This is a genomic window from Microbacterium aoyamense (genome assembly GCF_023155855.1).
Classification (GTDB): Bacteria; Actinomycetota; Actinomycetes; order Actinomycetales; family Microbacteriaceae; genus Microbacterium; species Microbacterium aoyamense.
This window is the reverse complement of sequence record NZ_JAKNUT010000002.1, coordinates 230,655-252,920: the sequence shown is the minus strand read 5'-3', so window position 1 is coordinate 252,920 and position 22,266 is coordinate 230,655. Positions and strand designations below refer to the sequence as shown.

At 69.6% G+C, this 22,266-nt stretch carries 20 protein-coding genes and 1 tRNA gene; 4 read left to right on the top strand and 17 right to left on the bottom strand.

Annotated features, from left to right (window positions below; all coding sequences use genetic code 11):
* Positions 1 to 214: 214 nt before the first annotated feature.
* A tRNA-Pro gene (locus tag MA876_RS07975) sits at positions 215 to 288 on the bottom strand.
* A 193-nt stretch (positions 289 to 481) separates the two neighbouring features.
* On the opposite strand from MA876_RS07975, the gene MA876_RS07970 reads away from it, so the two are divergent.
* Positions 482 to 1,966 (top strand): HNH endonuclease signature motif containing protein, encoded by a 1,485-nt coding sequence (locus tag MA876_RS07970; RefSeq protein ID WP_248147588.1) that lies wholly within the window; start codon positions 482 to 484, stop codon positions 1,964 to 1,966.
* Between the two features lie 409 nt (positions 1,967 to 2,375).
* On the top strand, positions 2,376 to 2,957 hold the full coding sequence (locus MA876_RS07965) for a GNAT family N-acetyltransferase (protein WP_248147586.1): 582 nt from the start codon (positions 2,376 to 2,378) through the stop codon (positions 2,955 to 2,957).
* Here the strand turns inward: MA876_RS07965 and MA876_RS07960 are convergent.
* Positions 2,944 to 4,125, bottom strand: coding sequence for a low temperature requirement protein A (locus tag MA876_RS07960; protein ID WP_248147584.1), 1,182 nt, complete (start codon positions 4,123 to 4,125; stop codon positions 2,944 to 2,946). The two genes, MA876_RS07965 and MA876_RS07960, sit on opposite strands and share 14 nt — an antisense overlap.
* Positions 4,126 to 4,162: 37 nt before the next feature.
* Between MA876_RS07960 and MA876_RS07955 the strand changes: the two genes are divergently transcribed.
* Complete coding sequence (locus MA876_RS07955) at positions 4,163 to 4,837, top strand: lysoplasmalogenase (RefSeq protein WP_248147582.1); 675 nt, start codon at positions 4,163 to 4,165, stop codon at positions 4,835 to 4,837.
* Complete coding sequence (locus tag MA876_RS07950; protein ID WP_248147580.1) at positions 4,834 to 5,208, top strand: RNA-binding S4 domain-containing protein; 375 nt, start codon at positions 4,834 to 4,836, stop codon at positions 5,206 to 5,208. The genes MA876_RS07955 and MA876_RS07950 overlap by 4 nt, the downstream gene beginning before the upstream one ends.
* On the opposite strand, the gene MA876_RS07945 is transcribed toward MA876_RS07950, so the two are convergent.
* The 15 genes from MA876_RS07945 to MA876_RS07875 form a co-directional block, all read right to left on the bottom strand.
* On the bottom strand, positions 5,199 to 6,095 hold the full coding sequence (locus tag MA876_RS07945) for an NUDIX domain-containing protein (RefSeq protein ID WP_248147578.1): 897 nt from the start codon (positions 6,093 to 6,095) through the stop codon (positions 5,199 to 5,201). The genes MA876_RS07950 and MA876_RS07945 overlap by 10 nt on opposite strands.
* 49 nt (positions 6,096 to 6,144) lie before the next feature.
* Complete coding sequence (der, locus tag MA876_RS07940) at positions 6,145 to 7,677, bottom strand: ribosome biogenesis GTPase Der (RefSeq protein WP_248147576.1); 1,533 nt, start codon at positions 7,675 to 7,677, stop codon at positions 6,145 to 6,147.
* Positions 7,670 to 8,362 (bottom strand): (d)CMP kinase, encoded by a 693-nt coding sequence (gene cmk, locus MA876_RS07935; protein ID WP_248147574.1) that lies wholly within the window; start codon positions 8,360 to 8,362, stop codon positions 7,670 to 7,672. Before cmk ends, der begins: the two co-directional genes overlap by 8 nt.
* Entirely contained in the window at positions 8,355 to 9,485 is a 1,131-nt protein-coding gene (locus tag MA876_RS07930; protein ID WP_248147572.1) for a prephenate dehydrogenase, read from the bottom strand. Before MA876_RS07930 ends, cmk begins: the two co-directional genes overlap by 8 nt.
* Positions 9,482 to 10,261, bottom strand: a complete 780-nt coding sequence (locus MA876_RS07925) for a pseudouridine synthase (protein WP_248147570.1) — start codon at positions 10,259 to 10,261, stop codon at positions 9,482 to 9,484. The genes MA876_RS07930 and MA876_RS07925 overlap by 4 nt, the downstream gene beginning before the upstream one ends.
* On the bottom strand, positions 10,258 to 10,863 hold the full coding sequence (gene scpB / locus MA876_RS07920; protein WP_248147568.1) for an SMC-Scp complex subunit ScpB: 606 nt from the start codon (positions 10,861 to 10,863) through the stop codon (positions 10,258 to 10,260). The genes MA876_RS07925 and scpB overlap by 4 nt, the downstream gene beginning before the upstream one ends.
* On the bottom strand, positions 10,853 to 11,683 hold the full coding sequence (locus MA876_RS07915; RefSeq protein WP_248148010.1) for a segregation and condensation protein A: 831 nt from the start codon (positions 11,681 to 11,683) through the stop codon (positions 10,853 to 10,855). The genes scpB and MA876_RS07915 overlap by 11 nt, the downstream gene beginning before the upstream one ends.
* Positions 11,684 to 11,783: 100 nt before the next feature.
* Positions 11,784 to 12,689, bottom strand: coding sequence for a ParA family protein (locus MA876_RS07910; RefSeq protein ID WP_248147567.1), 906 nt, complete (start codon positions 12,687 to 12,689; stop codon positions 11,784 to 11,786).
* 42 nt (positions 12,690 to 12,731) lie between these two features.
* On the bottom strand, positions 12,732 to 13,655 hold the full coding sequence (gene xerD / locus MA876_RS07905) for a site-specific tyrosine recombinase XerD (RefSeq protein ID WP_248147565.1): 924 nt from the start codon (positions 13,653 to 13,655) through the stop codon (positions 12,732 to 12,734).
* 1 nt (position 13,656) lies between these two features.
* Complete coding sequence (locus MA876_RS07900) at positions 13,657 to 14,223, bottom strand: NUDIX domain-containing protein (protein ID WP_248147564.1); 567 nt, start codon at positions 14,221 to 14,223, stop codon at positions 13,657 to 13,659.
* Entirely contained in the window at positions 14,216 to 15,913 is a 1,698-nt protein-coding gene (gene pyrG / locus MA876_RS07895) for a CTP synthase (RefSeq protein ID WP_248148008.1), read from the bottom strand. Before pyrG ends, MA876_RS07900 begins: the two co-directional genes overlap by 8 nt.
* 17 nt (positions 15,914 to 15,930) lie before the next feature.
* Positions 15,931 to 18,846, bottom strand: coding sequence for a DUF2207 domain-containing protein (locus MA876_RS07890; RefSeq protein ID WP_248147563.1), 2,916 nt, complete (start codon positions 18,844 to 18,846; stop codon positions 15,931 to 15,933).
* Positions 18,843 to 20,534: a DNA repair protein RecN gene (recN, locus tag MA876_RS07885; RefSeq protein ID WP_248147562.1), complete on the bottom strand. Its 1,692-nt coding sequence runs from the start codon at positions 20,532 to 20,534 to the stop codon at positions 18,843 to 18,845. Before recN ends, MA876_RS07890 begins: the two co-directional genes overlap by 4 nt.
* Positions 20,531 to 21,466, bottom strand: a complete 936-nt coding sequence (locus tag MA876_RS07880; RefSeq protein WP_248147561.1) for an NAD kinase — start codon at positions 21,464 to 21,466, stop codon at positions 20,531 to 20,533. Before MA876_RS07880 ends, recN begins: the two co-directional genes overlap by 4 nt.
* Positions 21,463 to 22,257, bottom strand: a complete 795-nt coding sequence (locus MA876_RS07875) for a TlyA family RNA methyltransferase (RefSeq protein ID WP_248147560.1) — start codon at positions 22,255 to 22,257, stop codon at positions 21,463 to 21,465. Before MA876_RS07875 ends, MA876_RS07880 begins: the two co-directional genes overlap by 4 nt.
* Positions 22,258 to 22,266: the final 9 nt, after the last annotated feature.

Sequence of the window (22,266 nt, the reverse complement as noted above, 5' to 3'; positions counted from 1 at the left end):
GAGGCACGGAACCTTTCCGACGCTGCGCTACACCCTGACACCCTGTGACCCTCGTGCTCGGTAGCTCGCGACTGAGCACCGATCGTGGACTGGCGTCGAGCGCGGACGCCGCGGGTTGCTTCGAGTCAGAGGCAGCGATATCAGGCAGCACTCCCTCAATACGACGAATCCCCGGTGAGATTTTTACGATCTCACCGGGGATTTTTCTGAACCGTCGGGATGACAGGATTTGAACCTGCGACCCCTTGACCCCCAGTCAAGTGCGCTACCAAGCTGCGCCACATCCCGTCACCCGGACTCGCGTCCGGACAACTCCACTATCCTACCCGGTCGCCGCACCGGCCGCGAACCGTGGCGGGATGCCCCGCCCAGAGGGCGGATCCCCCCACTTCGCGCTTCGTGACCATTTCGTGATTTTGCAACCCCTTCAGCAGCCCTCATCGGCCACAGCAATGTCGGCGGCCTTTCGTACATTTGTTCTATGGCACCCACCGACCCGACAGCTGCCGTCAGGCTGATCGACGCCGCGACCCGCGTTCTTGCCAGCTGTGGCGACGACGACGTCGCAAGTGTGGTGCTGCGGCTCGACGACGACGACCTGCTGACCTTGATGACGGATGCCTCGGCCGCGCGGTCGGCAATCGATGTCATCGTCGCAGCAGCGTCGGCTGAGGTCGGGCGCCGTTCGGTCCGCGAACTGGGGTACGCGGGGCTGGCGCAGCGGAAGGGACACCGTAACGCGACTTCGCTTGTGCAGAACATCACCGGGCAGTCGCGAGGTGATGTGTTCAAGGCGATCCGCACGGGGGAAGATCTCGTTCCGCCCCCGAACGCTGCGCCGGTTGCCGGCGGCGACGCAACCCCGCCGCCGGTTGTATCGCGATGGCTGGTGCTGCTCCGTGGAGCGCTCTCAGCCGGTCGAGTGGGGCAGGCGAAGTTCCAGGCGATCCGCGGTGGCCTCGGCGAGCCGCCTGTTGATCGGTATCCTGACCTCGACCCTGATTTCCTCCCGGCCGCGTGGGCCGAGGCGGTCGAGATCCTGCTCGCCGAGGCTGCATCCACCCCCGTCGAAGAGCTGCGCAACGCCGCTCGCACCGCCCGTGACCGTCTCGACCCGATCGGGGTGACCCTGCGGTTCGAGGAACGCTTCGCCGCACGCTCGTTCCGCACCTGGATCGACGAGCACGGCCAGCATCACGCTCGCATCGACTTCGACGACGAAGCTGCCGCGTGGGTGCATGCGATCGTCGGTGGCGCACTCCGCCCACGCCGCGGACCGAGGTTCGTCGGTTCCGACGCCGGCGAACGTGCGCGCGCCGCAGACCATGACGAGCGCTCCAACGAGCAACTGCAATACGACACGCTGATCGCGGTGCTGCGCACCGGAGCGAACGCCGACCCTGCGCAGGCGTTCGGCGATCGCCAGCCCGGGGTCCGGGTCACCGTGGATGCAAGCGCGATCGGCGACGCCGAGCGACGTGGCGAGATGCATGTGCGAGGCGTCGGGCACCTCGAAGACACCGGCGCCGCACTGCCCGGCGGCATCATCGAAAAGCTGCTCTGCGACGCGGGTGCCACCTCAGTACAGTTGGACGCGTTCGGTCGACCGCTCGATGTCGGCCGAGACCAGCGACTGTTCACCCGCAAGCAGCGCATCGCGATCGCCATTCGCGACGGCGGCTGCCTGTGGCCGTCGTGTGTCGCGCCGATCTCGGAATGCGAGTTCCATCACGCCGATCATTGGTGGGCGGATCATGGCCGAACCGACGTCGACGACGGGGTGCCGTTGTGCCGCAATTGCCACATGCGGCTGCACAATCAGGGCTGGAGGATCCGGAGAACGCGGGATCCGATCACGGGCATCGACGGGTACTGGCTCCACCCACCGCCAGACGCTGAGACGGGTCAAACCGCTGCGCCACTCCTCCTGCAGTCGAAGTCGCCGCGCCGCTTCCAGGCGGCGTGATCGCGGGAGGCGAATGGACCTGCAACGCGCGCGGCCACGATCGACAGTCGCCGACCCATGATGCGTGAGCGCACTCCGGGTTGGCAGGACACCCCAGGTCAACAGGACACCCCAGGTCAACAGGACACCCCGCTCGAGAAGAGACCCCGCTCGAAAGTCATCCGACGTGGTAGCGCGTCGAAGCCGGGAGCAAGCCCCGGACAGCAGCATCCCCGGCACGGAGAAAGAGTCGAGCACGCCCCGTCGTGGAGGGATGGAGCGCGCAGATCATGTACGCAGCCGGTCGAGGATTCGAGAGAGGCAACACGGGGCGACAGCGCGCCCGGAACGCCACATCACCCAAGGGCGTACCCGTTCACGCTCCGCGCGGCGGTACCGGATGTCGGCGACCTTCACTACGGTCGGTGCCATGCCGAAGATCGTGATCGAGCCCGCGACAGCCGACCGCTTCGACGACGCCGAGCACGCGCTCACCGGCGGGGGTGACGGGCGTGGCTGTCAGTGCCAGTGGTGGACGCTGACGAACGCACAGTTCCAGGCAGCATCGCAGGCAGAGAAGCGGGAGCTCCTCGCCGGCGATCTCGAGGCAGAGGTCTCACCCGCACTCATCGCCTACGTCGACGGAGAAGCTGCCGGCTGGGTGCGCGTGAGCCCCCGCACGATCCAGCAGCGGATCGCGCGGACGAAGATGATCAAGGACGCGACATCAGAGCCCATGGACGACCCGACGGTCTGGGCGGTCTCGTGCTTCGTCGTCCGCAAGGAGCATCGGGGGCAAGGCCTCAACGCGAAGCTGCTGGGTGCCGCGATCGATCACGCCCGAGCCCACGGCGCACGCGTGATCGAGGGCTACCCCGTCGATGCGGCCGTCGGCAAGCATCCCTCCAACGACCTGTACCACGGTGCGCTCTCGACCTTCGTCGATGCCGGGTTCGAAGAGGTCGCCCGCCCCAAACCCGATCGACCGATCGTCGCGATCAGACTGGACTGACCGAGCGCGCGCGACGCACGGCATCCACCTCGATCACGATCACGACCGCAGCGAGCAGCACGGCCGTGGCCGCGTACTCCCCCTCGGGAAGCAGGCCCGCGAGTGCGATCAGCACCGCACCGAGAACCACGAGCGCGGATGCCCACGGCGCGATCTTCGTCCGCAGCAGGATGATCCACGAGCTGAGCACGACGATCGCGACCGGCAGTGTCAGCGACAGCCCGGCGATGACCTCGGAGACGTGTGCATGCCCGGTGATCTCGTCGATCTCGACCTCGACGCCGGCGGAGACGGCGCCGACCGCCGCGAAGATGACGTAGTGCAGGTATCCGAATCGGAAGCCCGCCGTCATCCCCCGCAGCCTGCCGTGCTGCTCGCGGGCGAAGTACACCCACCAGATGCCCGCTGTGATCACGAGCCCCGACACCCCGAGCCCGATGAGCTCGCCGACGTGCTCGCCCTCTCCGAGAGCGTCGAACAGGGCGTTCGCCGACGCCAGCAGGCTCTCGCCCAGAAGAAGCAGCGTGAAGAGGCCGAACCGCTCCGCGATGTGATGCGGATTCCACGTCGTCCGCCCCGCAGACTCTCCCCACACGGGCACGAGCAGCTCGAGGGCGACGAGCACGAAGAAGCTCCAGAACTCCAGCGCGCCGTCCAGAAGATACAGCCGAGCGACCCACAGCACCTGCACGATCGCGATCCCGACGGCGAACCGCAGCGCTGTTCGGCGGGACGCCGGATCGGATGCCGCGGCCCGCAGCCACTGCGCCACCATCGCCAATCGCATGATGACGTACCCCCACGTCACGACGACGAAGTCGAAGTCGACCATCGCGGCGTGCACGCCGGCGGCGAGGACGAGAACCCCGCCCATCTGCGCGATCGTCAGCACGCGATACAGCCAGTCGTCGGTGTCGAACGCCGAGGCGAACCACGTGAAGTTCATCCACACCCACCACACGGCGAAGAACACCATGAGGTAGGCGAGCACGCCCTGGCCCGTGTGATCCTCGCTGATGAGGTGGTGCAGGTTCTGCGACGCCTGCGAGACGGCCACGACGAAGACGAGGTCGAAGAGGAGTTCGAGTGGACTTGCGACGCGGTGGTGCTGATCGGCATCGCGAGCGGTCATCCGGCGCAGGCCGAGTCGGGAGAGCGTGTCGGGCATGCGACGATTATGTCGCCGCACGCGACCTCGGAGGATCATGCCACGGCTCGTCATCGGGTTCATCCCCTACATCGCGGTGTCGATCGTGCACGTCGGCGCGCTCGCGGTGGGGTCGGATGCCATCGCGGGTCCGACCAAGTTCGCGCTCATGCCACTCCTCGCATTCGCCGTCGTCTGGGGCATACGCGGCACGCGCTGGACGGCCGCGACGACCCTCCTCGTCGCCGCGATCGCACTGTCGTGGCTCGGCGACGGAGCCGGCACGTTCTTCCCCTTCGCGCCCGAGGTGCCGATGATGCTCCTGTGCTTCGGGCTCGCGCACGTCTGCTACATCCTGCTCTTCTGGCGCGTGCTCGCGGTGCGCCCGGTGCCTGCATGGTCCCTCGTCTTCACCGTCTGGTGGGGCGTGCTCCTCGCCGTGCTGTGGCCGAGCATCGGGGCACTCCTCGTGCCGGTCGCGCTCTACGGGTTCGTGCTCGGTGGTACGGCGGTCGCGGCATCCCGCTGTCGTCCCGTCGTCCTGTGGGGCGGTGTCTTCTTCCTGATCTCGGACTCCGTGCTCGCGTTCCGGCTCTTCGTGCCCGATGCGATGCCCGACTGGACGAGCCCGCTGGTCATGCTCACCTACACGCTCGGCCAGGGACTCATCGCGGCGGGCGCCGTCGTGTCGCTGCGCGCCGACGCGCGAACGCAGGCGGCGGTGACGACATGACGGATGCCTCGGCCCGGGTCGACGCGTGGCTCTGGGCCGTGCGGATCTACAAGACGCGCTCGCTCGCGACGGCCGCGTGCCGTGCGGGGCATGTACGCGTGAACGGCGAACGGGCGAAGGCGGCACAACCCGTGCGCCCCGGCGACGAGGTGCGGGTCCGCATCTCGGGCTTCGATCGTCACCTCGTCGTGAAGCAGACGATCACGAAGCGCGTCGGCGCCGCGGTGGTCGAAGCATCCGTCGACGATCGCACTCCCCCACCGCCTCCGCGCGAGCTCACGGCATTCGTTCCCGTCCGTGACCGCGGTGCCGGACGCCCGACCAAGCGCGAGCGCCGAGACATCGACCGACTGCGGGATCGTCAGAGCTGATCGAGCAGCCAGCCGGTACCGCGGGTGGACGCTCCCGCCGCGGTCACGCGGGCGACGAGTCCGCGATCGCTCGTGACGACCGTCACGGTGCGTCCGCGCGCGATGAGACTCTCCGTGCGCGCGACGATCGCGTCGTCTCCGGATGCCTCGGCCCGCACGACCTCGACGCCCGGAGCCTCGTCGGCTGCGCGCGCGGCCCCCTCGACGACGGCGGTCCACTCCGGGAACCACACGTCCTCGGGCAGGTCGAGTGCTCCGCCGGAGACGCCTCGGTCTGCGAGACCTGCGATGCGTGCGAGGAGGCGGGATGCCGCTCCGGCGCGGTCGCGCCACCAGCCGTCGGGGACGGATCCCACGACGTTCGCGGCGTCCACGACGACGACCGGCCGCACGCCGAGAACACCGCGCAGCTGCCGCCACGACGCCGCGAATCCCGGATGCAGGGGGCGCTCGTCGACCTCGTCGAGCGGCACCCACGCGAGCGCGCGGCTCTCGGGATCGCTGATCGTCGGTTCGAAGGGACGGATGACGTCGGCGACGAGCGTCGTGTAGCTCCAGTACCCGAGATCGAACACGCTCAACAGGCGCGGCCGGGTCGCGGCATCCGGAACCCCCGCTTCCTCCTGCGCTTCGCGGATCGCACCGTCCACCGCCGACTCTCCCTCATGGCGGGCGCCGCCGGGGAGCGCCCACGTGTCGCCGTGGTGGCTCCACGACACGCGGTGCTGCAGCAGTACGCCCCGGTCGGGGTCGAGCGCGAGCAGGCCGGCGGCACCGAAGGCACCCCAGTAGCGCTCCCCGCTCGGGGCGACCACCCATGCGTCACCGGGGTCACGCGGCCCGTGCGGGCGGCGCGGTTCACCCGAAGCGGGGGGCTCGATCGTCACTCACTCAGACTGTCACATCCGACAGGCCGCGGATCCGCGATCACCTCGGCTAGCGCTGACGCTTCTCGCGCACCCGCATGTTGACGACGATCGGCGTGCCCTCGAAGCCGTACACCTCGCGCAGGCGCCGCTCGATGTATCGGCGATAGCCGGGATCGAGGAACCCCGTCGTGAACAGCACGAAGGTCGGCGGCCTTGTCGACGCCTGCGTCGCGAAGAGGATGCGCGGCTGCTTGCCTCCACGGAGCGGGTGCGGGTGCTCGGCCACGAGCTCGGTGATGAACGCGTTGAACTTGCCGGTCGGCACGCGCTGATCCCACGAGTCCAGCGCGGTCTCGAGAGCCGGAACGAGCTTGTCGAGGTGACGCCCGGTCTTGGCCGAGATGTTGACGCGCGGCGCCCACGCGACGTGAGCGAGGTCCTGCTCGATCTCGCGCTCGAGGTAGCGGCGACGATCCTGATTCTCGAGGTCGTCGTCGTTCAGGCGGTCCCACTTGTTGAACGCCAGCACGAGCGCGCGGCCGGACTCCAGCACGAGGTCGATGATGCGGATGTCCTGCACGCTGATCGTCTCGCTCACATCGAGCACGACGACAGCGACTTCGGCCTTCTCAAGGGCAGCCGACGTGCGCAGCGACGCATAGAAGTCCGCGCCCTGCTGCAGGTGCACACGACGGCGGATGCCGGCCGTGTCGACGAGGCGCCAGAGCTTTCCGCCGAGTTCGACGATCTCGTCGACGGGGTCGCGCGTGGTGCCGGCGAGCTCGTTGACGACCACGCGCTCTTCACCCGCCGCCTTGTTGAGCAGCGACGACTTGCCCACGTTGGGGCGACCGAGGATCGCGACGCGACGCGGTCCGCCGATCTCGGCCTTCGCAACGGCGGAGATCTCGGGCAGCACCTTCATGACCTCGTCGAGCAGGTCGGCGACACCGCGACCGTGGATCGCCGAGACCGGATGAGGTTCGCCCAGGCCCAGGTTCCACAGCGCCGTGGCCTCGGGTTCCTGGCGCGCGTCGTCGATCTTGTTCGCCACGAGGAACACGGGCTTGCCGCTCTTGCGCAGCAGCTTGACGACCTGCTCGTCGGTGGAGGTCGCCCCCACCATTGCGTCGACGACGAAGAGCACGACGTCGCAGAGATCGATCGCGATCTCGGCCTGCGCGGCGACCGACTTGTCGATGCCCTTCGCGTCGGGCTCCCAGCCTCCGGTGTCGACGAGTGTGAACTTGCGGTCCATCCACTCGGCTTTGTACGTCACACGGTCGCGCGTCACACCGGGGGTGTCCTCCACGACCGCCTCGCGGCGCCCGAGGATGCGGTTCACGAGCGCGGACTTGCCGACGTTCGGCCGCCCGACGATCGCGACGACGGGGAGTGCCGGCAGCAGGTGGATGCCGTCTTCCCCGCTTTCGAGGCCCGCGAGCAGCGCGGCGTCCTCGTCGTCGAGGTCGTAGTCCGCGAGCGCGGCGCGCAGTGCGCTGGCGCGCTGCTCCGCGAGTTCGTCGTCGAGGTCGGCGAGGGTCTCGACGAGGTTGTCGTCCTCGGCCTCGAAGTCGTCGTCGAATCCTGAATCAGCCATGATCGGCTCCCACCTGTGTGCGGCGACCCGTGCGAACGACGTCGAGCACGGCCTCCACGGTCTGTTCGAAATCGAGGTCCGTCGAGTCGACGACGGTCACGCCGGGTGCGGCCGTGAGGAAGTCGACGACGGAAGAGTCGGATGCGTCGCGCTTGTGCATCGCGGCGGCGACGGATGCGGCATCCTGCGTCGACACTTCGGCGCTGCGCCGCGCGGCGCGCACCTCCGGTGCCGCGGTCAAGAGGATGCGCACGGGGGCATCGGGCGCCACGACGGTCGTGATGTCGCGGCCTTCGACGATGACGCCACGCCTGCCCGACCCCGCCACGAGGGCGCGGAAGAGCGCATTGACGGACTCGCGCACCGCGGGTACACGCGCGACACCGCTGACGGCTTCGGCGACGCGGGGCTCGCGGATCGCCTCGGTCACGTCGGCGGCGCCCACGCGCACTGTGTACGCGTCGGGATCGAGCGAGATCGCGAAATCGAAGTCGCCGGAGACATCGAGGACGGATGCCGCATCCGACGTGTCGATGCCGTGCTCGAGCGCGTGCCACGCGAGCGCGCGGTACGCGGCGCCAGTGTCGAGGTAGCCGAAGCCCAGCGCTCGCGCGGCCTGCTTCGACACGCTCGACTTGCCGCTGCCGGCCGGTCCGTCGATCGCGACGATCACGGGGTCAGTCATTGGTGGTGCTCGCAATCTTCCAGCCGCGGGCCTCGAGTCCCTCGACGGCGGGGCGGACGGCGCTCGGCACGACGCTGATCTCGGCGAGCCCGAACTGGGCGCCGGGCGAGTGCTCCAGCCGGAGGTCTTCGACGTTCACCTCGAGTTCGCCCAGCTCGCCGAAGAGGCGGCCGAGCTGGCCCGGCGTGTCGTCGACCATGACGACGACGTTCTCGAAACGACGATTCTGCCCGTGCTTGCCCGGCAGCAGTTCGACGCCCTCGTTCCCGCGGCGGATCGTGTCGGCGACGGCGCGGCGCGCGCCCGGGGCATCCGGCGCGCGCAGGGCGTCGGCGACCGACGAGAGGTCGGCGGCCAGAGCGTCGAGGACGTCGACGACCGGCGCCGCGTTCGCGCCGAGGATCTGCACCCACAGCTCGGGTGCCGATGCGGCGATGCGGGTCGTGTCGCGCACACCTTGCCCAGCGAGACGCAGCGAGCCGTCGGGAGCGCCGACGAAGCGTCCCGCGAGCAGGCTGGCCACGAGCTGCGGCACGTGCGACACGAGAGCGACCGAGCGATCGTGCTCCTCGGGGCTCATCTCGATCGGCGTCGCGCCGAGATCGAGGGCGAGCCCTTCGACGAGCGCGAGGTCGGTCGCGGAGGTCTCCTCGTCGCGGCACACGACCCAGGGTCGCCCGATGAAGATGTCGGCGCGCGCCGAGATCGCGCCACCTCGTTCGCGGCCCGCGAGCGGATGGGAGCCGATGTAGTGCGTGAGGTCCACGCCCCGCTCGCGCAGCGCGCGCAGCGGCTCGAGCTTGACGCTCGCGACATCCGTCACGACGGCGTCGGGGTGGGCGACGAGCTCCCGCTCGATCACGTCCGCCGTGACGTCCGGCGGGACCGCGACGATCACGAGACCGGGCCGGTCGTCGGCGCGCGCGGCGCGACCGGCGCCGTAGTCGATCGCGAGGCGCAGCTGTGCGGGTGACGTGTCGGCGAGCGCGACGTCCACGCCGAGTGCTGAGAGCGCGTGCCCGATGGATGCCCCCAGCAGGCCGGCGCCGACGATGCGCACCGTGCCGTGGACGCGCGGAGCGAGCCTTCCTCCGGGCGCGACTGCGCCGGACCGATCGCTCACTCTGTCTCCTGATGCTCCGGGGTGTCGGAGGCCGACGCTCCGCGCGACAGCGTCAGCAACGCGCCCCGTTCAACCTTAGTCAACTCGCGGGCGCGCCCCACGGGGAGGGTTCCCAGGTGCAGTGGTCCGAACTGGCGGCGGACGAGCTCGACGACGGGATGCCCGACCTCGGCCATCATGCGCCGCACGATCCGATTGCGGCCAGAGTGCAGCGTCAGCTCGACGAGCGAGTCGCGGGATCCCGTGTCGAGGAGCCGCGCCTTGTCCGCTTTGATGAAGCCGTCGTCGAGGTCGAATCCCTTCGTGAGCTTCGAGATCGTCTGCGGCGTGACACGCCCGTCGACCTTCGCGATGTAGACCTTCGTGACACCGAAGGACGGATGCGCGAGCACGTGCGCGAGTTCGCCGTCGTTCGTGAGCACGAGCAGGCCGCTCGTATCGGCATCCAGTCGCCCCACGTTGTACAGACGCTCGGTCCACTCCTTCGTGAAGCGACGCAGATCGGGCCGGCCGCGGTCGTCCTTCATCGACGAGACGACTCCCGTCGGCTTGTTGAGGATCACGTACCGCTTGGACTGGTCGAGCTGCACGGCTGTGCCGTCGACGTCGACGAGGTCGTTCTCGGGGTCGATCCGCCGACCGAGCTCGCTCACCACTTCGCCGTTCACGCGGATGCGCCCCGCCACGATGTAGTCCTCGATCACCCGCCGCGAGGCCACGCCCGCGTTCGCGAGCACCTTCTGCAGGCGAACGCCGTCGGTCCCCGCATCGCTCATCGGACGACCTCCGCGTCGAATCCGTCAGCGCCATCGTCGAGCAGCGGCGAGATGTGCGGCAGCTCGTCGAGCGAGTTGATCCCGAGGTTCACCAGCAGCGCGTCGGTCGTGCCGTAGTTGATCGCGCCGGTCTCGGCATCCGTGAACACCTCGGTGATGAGGCCGCGCGACAGGAGCGTGCGCACGACCGAATCGACGTTGACGGCGCGGATGGATGCCACCTGCCCGCGCGTCACGGGCTGCTTGTACGCGATGACGGCGAGCGTCTCGAGCGCGGCCTGCGACAGGCGCGACGGCGCCTGGGAGTTCACGAACTCGCTCACGAGGTCGTCGTGGTCGTCGCGCACGTACAAGCGCCAGCCGCCTCCGACCTCGCGGAGCTCGAACCCGCGCCGCGGTCCGCCGGTGAGCCCGTCGTAATCCTCGACCAGGCCCTCGACCGCCTGACGCACGGCGGGAACCGGAGACCCGACCGCGGTGGCGAGGCTCACGAGGCTCTGCGGCTCGTCGACGACGAAGAGGATCGCCTCGAGGCGACGGGCGACGGAGGCCGCATCCTGCGCCCGCACGGGAGCGTCGGGCTCGATCGGGTCATCGGTCATAGTCGGCCCCCAAGGTGGCGAGGTTCTCGTCGGACCACCGCTCGGCGGTCCAGCGCAGGGTGAGCTCTCCCAGCGGCTCGAGCTGCTCGAAGGACAGCGCGGCGTGCCGGTAGAGCTCGAGGATGGAGAGGAAGCGCGCCACGATCACGCCCTGCTGCGCGACACCGGCGATCAGTTCGCGGAACGACAGGGTGCCGGACGAGCGCAGGAGCGTCACGACGACGGCCGCCTGCTCGCGGATGCTCACGAGCGGTGCATGCAGGTGGTCGAGTCCGACGTGCGGGATCTCCTTCGGCGACATCGCGAGCAGGGCGAGGGCGGCGAAGTCGTCGAGGCTCAGGGTCCAGACGAGCTCGGGCACCGCGTTGCGGTGCTTCTCCTCCAGGCGCACCGAGCGCACGTGCCGGCGATCCTCCAGCGCGAGCGCGCGTGCGAACCACGCCGACACCTCTTTGAACGCGCGGTACTGCAGCAGTCGGGCGAAGAGCAGATCGCGCGCCTCGAGGAGCGCGACGGATTCGGCATCCACCAACTCCCCCTGTGGCAGCAGCCCCGCGACCTTCATGTCGAGGAGCGTCGCGGCGACCACGAGGAACTCGGAGGCCTCTTCGAGCTCCTCATCGGGTCCCAGCTCGCGCAGATAGGCGATGAATTCGGCGGTGACCTTCGACAACGACACCTCGGTGATGTCGAGTTCATGCTTGGACAGCAGCGTCAGCAGGAGGTCGAACGGCCCGTCGAAGACGCCGAGCGAGACCCGGAAACCCGGCTCCGCCTCGCCATCACGCGAACCGTCGGAATCGGCCGCGTCGACGTTCACCCGAGCGGCCGTCTGCGACGGATCGGTGCCCTCGGCCGACGGAATCACGTCGTCGGCGATCGGCTCTTCGCCGAATTCGGAGGCGTGAGGAGCCGAGGCGTCAGGCGACGGCACCGCGGGCGACCAGTTCCCGCGCGAGGCGCAGGTAGGCCTGGGCGGCCGCGTGCTCCGGCGCGAATTCCGTGATGGGCATGCCCGACACCGAGGCATCCGGAAACTTCACCGTGCGACCGATGACCGTCTCGAGCACGTCGTCGCCGAACGCCTCGACGACCCGCTCGAGAACTTCGCGCGAGTGGAGAGTGCGTGCGTCGTACATCGTCGCGAGCACACCGTCGAGCTTGATCGAGGGGTTCAGGCGGTCGCGGACCTTGTCGATCGTCTCGATGAGCATCGCGACGCCGCGCAGCGCGAAGAACTCGCACTCCAGCGGGATCACGACACCGTGGCTCGCCGTCAGGGCGTTGACGGTCAGCAGGCCGAGGGACGGCTGGCAGTCGATCAGGATGACGTCGTAGTCGGGCGTGACCTTGCGCAGCACGCGGCTGAGGATCGTCTCGCGCGCCACTTCGTTGACGAGGTGCACTTCGGCCGCCGACAGGTCGATGTTGGCGGGGATGACGTCGAGGTTCTCGGTCCCGGTGTGCACGATCGCGTCGGCAGGGTCGCGCTTGGTGTCGAGGAGCAGATCGTAGATCGTCGGCACGTCATGGGTCTGGATGCCGAGACCGGCCGAGAGGGCGCCCTGCGGGTCGAAGTCCACCGCGAGGACTCTGCGACCGTACTGCGCCAGCGCCGCAGCGAGGTTGATCGTCGTGGTCGTCTTGCCGACGCCGCCCTTCTGATTGCACAGGGCGATGATGCGCGCCGGGCCGTGGCTCTTCAGCGCCGGGGGCGTGGGGAACCCGTGATACGGACGCCCGGTCGGGCCGATCGGACCGCCGTCCTCCGACGTCTTCGTCGCGCCCCGCGTGCTGCCCGCCACCGACTCTCCTGCCTTCGCCATGTCGTGCGTCGATTCTCGCACATAGCCCGGCGCGCGCAGGGTCTACCGCGCGCGGGGATGCGACGTCGCGTACACGTCGCGGAGCGCGTCGACCGAGACGTGGGTGTAGATCTGCGTCGTCGCGACCGACGCGTGACCGAGCAGCTCCTGCACGACGCGGACGTCCGCTCCGCCCTGCAGCAGGTGGGTCGCGAACGAGTGGCGGAGCGTGTGGGGCGAGACATGGGCGGTGAGGCCCGCTCGCTCGGACGCGGACTGGATGACGAGCCACGCGCTCTGCCGGGACAGCGGCGCTCCGCGGGCGCCGAGGAACAGCTTGGGTGTCGCCCGACCCCGCCGTGAGAGCTCTGGTCGAGCCCGCGTCAGGTACGCGTCGACGGCGGCACGCGCGTACGAGCCGATCGGTACGATCCGCTCCTTCGAGCCCTTCCCCCGCACCCTCAGGACATCGCCGTGCGCGAGGTCGTCGACGTCCAGCTGCACGATCTCGCTCACGCGCGCGCCCGTCGCGTACAGCAGCTCCAGCAGCGCGCGATCGCGCATGCCCACGAGCTCGCCGGGCATCGCGTCCGCGGGTGCGGGGCCCGCGGCATCCAGCAACCGCTCGGTCTGCTCGATCGTGAGCGCCTTCGGCAGCCGCCGTGCCTGCTTCGGCGGCGTGAGCTTCGAGGACGGGTCGACGTCGTCGATGCCCTCGCGCACCAGGAAGCGGTGGAGGCCCCGGACGGAGGACTGCAGGCGAGCGAGGCTGGAGGCCGCGACGGGCGGCTGCGCGGCCGCCCGGTCCGCCGCGAACTCGGCGACGAGCGCCGGCGTCACGGCTGCGGAGTCGACGACGCCGCGCCCCTCGAGCCATCCCCGGTAGACCGCGAGATCCCGCCCGTAGGCCGCGACGGTGTGGTCCGAGAGCCCGCGCTCGATCGCGCTGTGCCGCAAGTAGGCGTCGACGGCGCGCTCGAGCCGCATGTCAGCCCGCGCGGAGCTTCTCTGCCGCGGCGAGGACGCCGGTGGCGAGGATGCCGTTGCGCAGTCGCCCCGCGAGCACGCCGGCCACGGCATCCTGCAGCGGTATCCACTCGACGCGGATATCGGCTTCTTCATCCTCACGTTCGTGCACCTCGGCGAGCGGCGAGAGCCCGCGCGCGAGGAAGAGGTGGACGACCTCGTCGTTGCCGCCGGGCGTCGTGAAGACGCTCACGAGAGGCTCCCACGACGACGCCTCGAGGTCCGCCTCCTCAGCGAGCTCCCGTACAGCGCTCTCGAGAGGCGACTCGCCCGCGACGTCAAGGAGCCCGGCGGGGATCTCCCAATCGCGATGGCGGATGGGATGCCGGTACTGCTGGATCAGCAGAACGCGCTCGTGCTCGTCCACCGCGACGATCGCCGCGGCGCCCGGGTGAGCGACGTACTGGCGCACGATCCGTCCGTCGCCGTACTGCACGGTGTCGCTGCGGACATCCCACACGCGCCCCTCGTAGACGAGATCGCTCTCGAGCACCTCCGGCTCGAAAGGCTCGTCGCGCAGGTCAGTCATTGTCGACGTCGAAGAGTTCGCTCGCGCTGTGACGCTCGAGCGCCGCAGCGACCAGTCCGCGGAACAGCGGGTTGGCGTTGGTCGGGCGCGAGCGAAGCTCGGGGTGCGCCTGCGTCGCGATGTAGTACGGATGCTCGTCGCGCGAGAGCTCGATGTACTCGACGAGGTCGAGGTCGGGGTTGATGCCCGAGAACACCATGCCGGCCGCGGCGATCTGATCGCGGTAGCGGTTGTTGACCTCGTAGCGGTGGCGGTGACGCTCCGACGCCGTCGTCGAGCCGTAGATCTCGGCCGCGATGGAGCCCTCCGCGAGCTTCGCCGGGTACAGGCCGAGTCGCATGGTGCCGCCCATGTCGCCGGCTTCGAGGATGTCGACCTGCTCCTCCATCGTCGCGATGACCGGCGCTGTCGTGTCGGGGTCGAACTCGCTCGACGACGCATCCTCGATCCCCGCGACGTGACGCGCGTACTCGATGACCATGCACTGCAGGCCGAGGCAGATGCCGAGCGTCGGGATGCCCTGCTCGCGCGCGAACTTCAGCGCACCGATCTTACCCTCGATGCCGCGGATGCCGAAACCGCCCGGGATCACGATGCCGTCGAGCGGCGCGAGCGCCTTCTCCGCGCCTTCGGGGGTCTCGCACTCGTCCGACGGGATCCACCGGATGTTGACGTGGGTCTCCTGCGCGAAGCCGCCGGCCTTGAGCGCTTCGGTGACGCTGAGGTACGCGTCCGGCAGGTCGATGTACTTGCCGACAAGTCCGATCGTCACCTCGTGCTTGGGGTTGTGCACCGCCTGGAGCACCTTCTGCCAGCGCGCCCAGTCGACGTCGGCGGCCTTCGAGAGCCCCAGCGCACGCACGATGTAGTCGTCGAGGCCCTGTTCGTTGAGCATCGAGGGGATGTCGTAGATGCTCGGCACGTCGACCGCGTTGACGACCGCGCCCTCGTCGACGTCGCACATGAGCGCGATCTTGCGCTTGTTGGACTCGGTGACGGGGCGATCGCTGCGCAGGACGAGGGCGTCAGGCTGGATGCCGATCGATCGCAGTGCCGCGACGGAGTGCTGCGTCGGCTTGGTCTTCTGCTCACCCGACGCCCCCATGAACGGCACGAGCGAGACGTGCACGAAGAAGACGTTCGCGCGGCCCAGCTCGTGCCGGATCTGGCGCGCGGACTCGATGAACGGCTGCGACTCGATGTCACCGACGGTGCCGCCGATCTCGGTGATGATGACATCGGGCTTCGGGTCTTCGTCCGCCTGCAGTCGCATGCGGCGCTTGATCTCGTCGGTGATGTGCGGGATCACCTGCACGGTGTCGCCGAGGTACTCCCCACGACGCTCCTTGGCGATGACCTGCGAATAGATCTGCCCTGTCGTGACGTTGGCGGCCTGGCTCAGCTCGATGTCGAGGAAGCGCTCGTAGTGGCCGATGTCGAGATCGGTCTCGGCGCCGTCGTCGGTCACGAAGACCTCGCCGTGCTGGAACGGGTTCATCGTCCCCGGATCGACGTTGAGGTACGGGTCGAGCTTCTGCATGACGACGTGCAGGCCGCGGGCGGTGAGCAGGTTGCCGAGGCTCGCAGCCGTCAGGCCCTTGCCCAACGAAGAAACGACACCGCCGGTCACGAAGATGTGCTTGGTGGTGTCGTTCGAAATGTCGCCGCGGGAAGAATCAGAAGTCTGCATCACGGGCTTTGATCCTATCAGTCGGTTCTGGCAGAGCGCCGTGTCCGGCGTCGTGTCGAGTACAGCACAGCGATGGACAGCACCGCACTGATGACAAGCGGGATGCCGAGCTGCCAGAGGACCGGATCATCGGCGGATGCCTCGACCGAAGCCCAGAACCACGACACGAGCTGGGCCGCGGTGAGCCAGGGCGGCACCCAGCGCACGAGGTCGCGCAGGATCCCCCCGCGCAGCCGCTCGGGAGCGACGGCCTGGACGACGAGCCCGATGAGTGCGAAGCAGACCGCGACCGCACCGAAGATCAGCGGAACCGCGAACGGAAGCGCCATGGTGATCGAGAACCACACCCAGGATGCCGGGCGAGGTTCGCCGTAGGTGCCGTCGGGGAACTGCAGCTGCACGCCGATGTCCGAGTGGCCGGCGCTCCCCCACCATCCGTCATCGTCGACCAGTGCGAGATCGTAGGTGATCAGGTCGCCGGATGCCTCGCCCCGGCCGAACGGCGTGAGCTCCAGCTCGTCGCGGAATCGCACTCGTTCGAACCAGCCGCTTGCGGTGGTCGCGTCATCCACGATCTCCTGCGGGACGCTGATCGAGAACGAGACGTCCTCGACCTCGTGATCGACGCCGCTCCAGCCGTAGTCCCATCCCGGGGTGAGTGCCGTCCACCGGAGCTGATCGCGCCACTGGCCGTCTTCGTTGACGGTTCCCACGGCGTCGGCCAGCGTGTAACGGATGATGATCTCGTGCTCGCCCGGCCACTCGTCGCCGATGCGGGTCTGCAGCAGCGCCATCCCCTGGGTGCGCCCGACGTCGAAAGGCACGGCTGCGCCGTCGACCGTGACCGACTCGACCGAGAGGCCCATGTCGTGGCCGCCGACGACATCGCGCCACTGTCGCAGCACCTGGGGGACATCGCGGTAGTTCGAGCCGACATCTGCCGACAGACGCTCCTCGACCTCGACGCCCAGACGCCCGTCCTCGGCGCCCACCACGGTCGCGTCCGAGCGGAACTCCTGCACGAAGACGCCGTAGTCGCCGGGAAGATCACCGGAGTACACCTCATCCTCGGGCGTGCCCCGCAGGTGCACGGGAGCCCAGATCACGAGGGCGAGCGCCACCAGCACGGGCACGACGGAGAGGATGCGGACGGCCAGGCGTGGTCCGGTCACGAAGTCCGGATCATCGATCTTCTCCCTGGCGAAGCCCGCCTCCTCGACGAGGGCTGCGACGCTGCGGCGCACGTCCCGGGGGCGGGCGAACATCACGGCGTACGGGAGCAGGCGATCTTTCAGCGAGGTGCGCTCGAGACCAGATGTCTGGGCGAGGTACAGCTCGAGTCCGAGCAGGTGCTCGCGACGCAGCGCGCCCTGCCTCGTCAGCGGCCGCGCCGTCAGCGCGATGGCGACGACGATCAGGGCGAGTGCCGTCGTGACCACGACGATCGCGACCGGCCACCAGTACACGCTGAGCGCGAACTGGTACGAGAGCTGCCGCACCAGCCCCCACTGGACGACGGTCAGCGCCAGAGATGCGCCCAGGAAGCTGTCCCGGACGAATCCCCGCGGGATGCGACGCAGACCGCGCGTGAACTGCTCGCGCCACGCGACCCGGTCGAGGTAGGTCAGCCATGCAGCCGGAAGATTGCCCGCGCGACCCGCCCGACGCGCCGCCCGCACGAGCGCGCGACGGCGACGGCTGTCCTGGGGCGAGAGCTGGTACGCGGCGACGGCGTCGACGAGGGGCGAGAGCTGGACGGTGCGCGTGAGTCGCGTTGCGAGCGCGGGTGACACGTCGCTCTGCGGTGCGCTCTGGCTGATGAACCAGGCCCGACCCCGCGCATCCGACCACGCCACGGCGCGGGCCGCGAGCGCGAACAGCAGCGTCACGGCGAGCAGGATGAGCGGCACGAAAGGCCCGACAGCCTGTATCCAGAAGAGCGCGGACGGCGGGGGCATGGCGAACGTACCGGGCTGGAACCGCAGATCGAACCAGAACTGCGCATGCGGGGGAATGTTCTGATCGTTGTCGACCGTGTAGACCACGGCGTTCCCGGCATCCCTGTCCGGCGTCAGGGTCACGCTGTCGCCGACCAGCAGCCACGCGATCCCCGCGCTCGGCTGGCGCGAGTAGGCGTCGACGAGGTCGTCGCCGACCGTGATGGTGAGATGACTCTCGGCGACACCGTGGGGCCACGACGGGCCGAACGCGTCCCACAGGACGACCTCTTCTGTGAGGCGGGTCGATGCGTCCGTCTCGGTGAAGGCCACGTCGTGCAGCGTGTACTCGTACTCCACGATGTGATCGCCCGAGAAGTCGTCGTCCTCGACCACCGCGACTGTCGTGCGCGTCGCACCGCGGGCGATGCGCGGATCGACCTGCGTCCCGTCCAGGGTCACGCGCTCGATCGTCGGATGAAGATCATGCCCCTCGTACTGACTCGCGATGACGCGTTCTATGCGATCGTCGGAGACGTCGTCCGGGAAGTACACCTCGATCGTCTCGTGCACTCGCATACTCATCCGGCCGCCGTCGTCGCGCAGGATCTCGACGTCCGAAGTGAAGGACCGCGCAATCCACCGTTCGGTGGCGGTGGAGGCCGACGAGGTGATGTCATCGAAGCTCAGTGGTTTGTTGATCACGGGCCCGAAGAGAAGCAGAACGCCGACGAGCGCGACGACTGCCCACACCGCGCGAGTCGCCCAGCGCACGCTCGTCGATCCGGCGGCGCGCACCCGCGTCTCGAGGCGCAGCAGGATCCGGGAAAGCGCCGCGTACACGGGCGTGTGGCGCGGAGCCGGGAGGACGATCGCGCCGGGCGGCGGCGGTCCGTCGAGATCCTCTTCGAGCTCGGTGTCCGCTTCGGCCGCCGGCAGCGCCGGATCACCGTGTGCGTCGGGCCCGTCCCGTCGCCTGCCGCGCCTTCTCGTCACGCCGTCGCGCCCCGCAGCGCGAGCAGTTCGCGCGCGTGCAGCAGAGCGGCTTCGGAGTCCGGCATCCCCGACAGCAGCCGCGCCATCTCGGCCTCGCGGTCGTCGCCCTCGAGACGGCGGACGTCGGATGCCGTGACCGACCCGTCGCTCGCCTTGACGACCGAGAGGTGATTGTTGGCGAACGCGGCGACCTGCGCCAGATGGGTGACGGCGATGACCTGCGACGACTCGGCGAGCCGCGCGAGCCGGCGACCTACCTCGATCGCGGCGGCACCGCCGATCCCGGCATCCACCTCATCGAAGACGAACGTCGGCACGGGATCCACCCCCGCGATCACGACCTCGATCGCGAGCATGACGCGACTGAGCTCTCCGCCGGATGCGCTCCGCGCGACCGATCGCGCCTCGGCACCCGGGTGCGGGGCGAGCAGGATCGCGACGTCATCGCGGCCCGCGCTCGACGCCTGCCCGGGCGCAACCTGCACCTCGACCCGCGCATCGGGCATCGCGAGAGCGCGCATCTCTGCCGTGACCTGCGTGCCGAGTCGCGTGGCGGCCTTCTGCCGGGCGGCGGTGAGAGTGGCGGCGGCCGCGTCGAGGGCGGATGCCGCGGCATCCCGCTCCGCTTCGAGTCGCTCGACGCGGTCACTGTCGTCGTCGAGTTCGGCCAGCCGCGTCGGCCCGGTCTCGAGCAGGCTCAGCGCGGCCTCGAGCGAGCCGTGCGTGCGGACGAGGCCGTTCAGAACGGAGCGTCGCTCTTCGACGGCCGCGAGTTCGTGGGGCCCGGACTCGTCGAGGTCGGCGAGATAGGCGGCGAGAGCGGTCGCGAGATCGGCCGTGCGGTAGCCGATCTCGGCGACCTGCGTCGCGATCTCTTCGAGCGCGGGGTCGTGGGCCCGTTCGAGGGCGCGGCGGGCATCGGCCAGAAGCGCCCCGGCATCGGGCTGCTCGCCGTCGCCCGAGAGCGCCTCGTGCGCCGTCGCGGCCGCGAGCCGCAGATCCTCGGCGTTGGCGAGTCGCTCGGCCCGGACAGCGAGGTCATCGTCCTCGCCCGCGACCGGCGTCGCCTGCGCGAGCTCGGCGAGCTGCGCGCGCAGTTCGTCGGCCTCACGCGCGCGCAGATCGCGATCCTCGACGAGATCGTGCAGCTCGCGCTCGATCGCGCGCGCACGCTCGTACTTCTCGCGATACCGCGCGAGCGCCGTCTGCACCGCACCGCCGCCGAAGCGATCGAGGGCGTCGCGCTGCGCCGCGGTCGATCGCAGTCGCAGCTGGTCGGATTGACCGTGCACGACGACGAGCTCGTCGGCGAGATCCGCGAGAACCCCCGCGGGTGCGGCGCGGCCGCCCACCGAGGCTCGACCGCGGCCCTCGCTCGAGATCGACCGCCCCACGAAGAGCTCCGCGCGCCCGTCGCCCAGCGGTTCGAGATCGCCACCGGCATCCCGCACGCGCTCTGCGACGGCACCGCCGTCGGGCACGATCCACACGCCGTCGACGGATGCCTGCGCGGCTCCCGCGCGGACGGCACCCGAATCGGCACGCTGGCCGAGCAGCAGCCCGAGGCCCGTGACGACCATCGTCTTGCCCGCGCCGGTCTCTCCCGTGATCGCCGTGAACCCGGGGCCGATGGGCAGCGTCGCCTCGGCGATGACGCCGAGGTCGCGCAAGCGCATCTCTTCGATCACGGAGTCTCCCCCGGTGGCAGAGCGGAAGGACCCCGCCACCCTTCGACGGGCAGGCGGAACTTGCGCACGAGGCGATCGGTGAAGGCTGCGGGATGCAGGCGAGCCAAGCGCACGGGTCGCTCCGAGCGCCGCACGACGACGCGGGCCCCGGGGGGCAGATCATGTGAGCGCCGGCCATCGCACCACAGGATGCCGACGCCGTTGGTGCGCTCGAGCACTTCGATCGCGACGGTGTGCTCCGGGCCGACGACGAGCGGCCTGGCGAACAGCGCATGCGCCGACAGCGGGACGACGGAGATCGCTTCGACCGTCGGCCAGATCACCGGACCGCCCGCCGAGAAGTTGTATGCGGTCGAGCCGGTCGGCGTCGAGACGACGACGCCGTCGCAGCCGAACGACGACAGCGGGCGCCCGTCGACCTCGATGACGACTTCGAGAAGACGTTCGCGGCTCGCCTTCTCGACCGTCGCCTCGTTGAGCGCCCATGTCTCGTAGAGCACCGAATCGTGCGCATCCTTCACCCGCACCTGGAGCGCGAGCCGCTCCTCGACCGCGTAGTCCCGGGCGATGACGCGGCGGACCGCGTCATCCATGTCGTCGCGCTCGATCTCGGCGAGGAAGCCGACGTGCCCCATGTTGATGCCGAGCACGGGCGCCGTGCCCTCGCGCACGAGCTCGGCCGCGCGCAGGATCGTGCCGTCGCCGCCGAGGACGATGGCGAGTTCGACATCGGCGACCGCGACATCCACATCGAGGATCGCGACGGGGCCCAGCGTCGGCAGCTCTGTCGCGAGTTCGAGCGCGTCGTCTGCGGCGAGCACGGGGGTCGCGCCCGCGCCGCGCAGGGCGCCGATCACACGCTCGGCCGCGCGAACGGTGTCGCCGCGACGAGCGTGCGCGACGACCAGGATGCTGCGCTGCGGCTGTGTCATGGGCTCCCCGCCAGTCGGTTCACGGTGCTCAACCATTCTGTCGGATTCGTACCGCGTCCCGGCGCGAGATGCGCGATGTACTCGGCGTTCCCGTGGGTTCCCAGCAGTGGGGAGGAGACGACGCCGAGCGTGCCGAGCCCGGCATCCCACGCCGTCCACAGCACGCGCGCGACAGCATCGGAGCGCAGCACCGGGTTGGTCACGAGGCCGCCCTTGACCGCTGTGCGCCCGACCTCGAACTGCGGCTTGATCAGGAGAACGATGTCGGCGTGGTCGCCCACGACCGCCGCGACGGCCGGGAGGACGAGGTCGAGCGAGATGAACGACAGATCGCCCGTCACGACCGACGGTGTCGCATCGACGCCGCTCGCCTCGGCGAGGGACGCGCGGGACATGTACCGCACGTTGAAGCCTTCGACCGAGACGACGCCGGGGTCCGAGGCGATGGATCCCGCGAGCTGCCCGTGGCCGACGTCGACCGCCAGGACGGGCTCGGCCCCGCGTTCGCGGAGCACCTGCGTGAACCCGCCGGTGGACGCCCCCATATCGAGCGCGACCCGCCCCGACACATCCACTTCGAACGCGTCGAGGCCCGCGAGGAGCTTGTGCGCCGCCCTGCTCACGTAATGGTCGGCGCGGGCGACCTCGATGAGTGCGTCGTCGGGAACAGCGGTGGATGCCTTGACGACCGGCCGGCCGGCCACCGTGACCAGCCCGTCCGCGATGAGTGCTGCGGCCTGCGTACGCGACCGGGCGAGACCGCGCGCGGCGAGTGCGGCATCGAGCCTCATGCGGTCGCC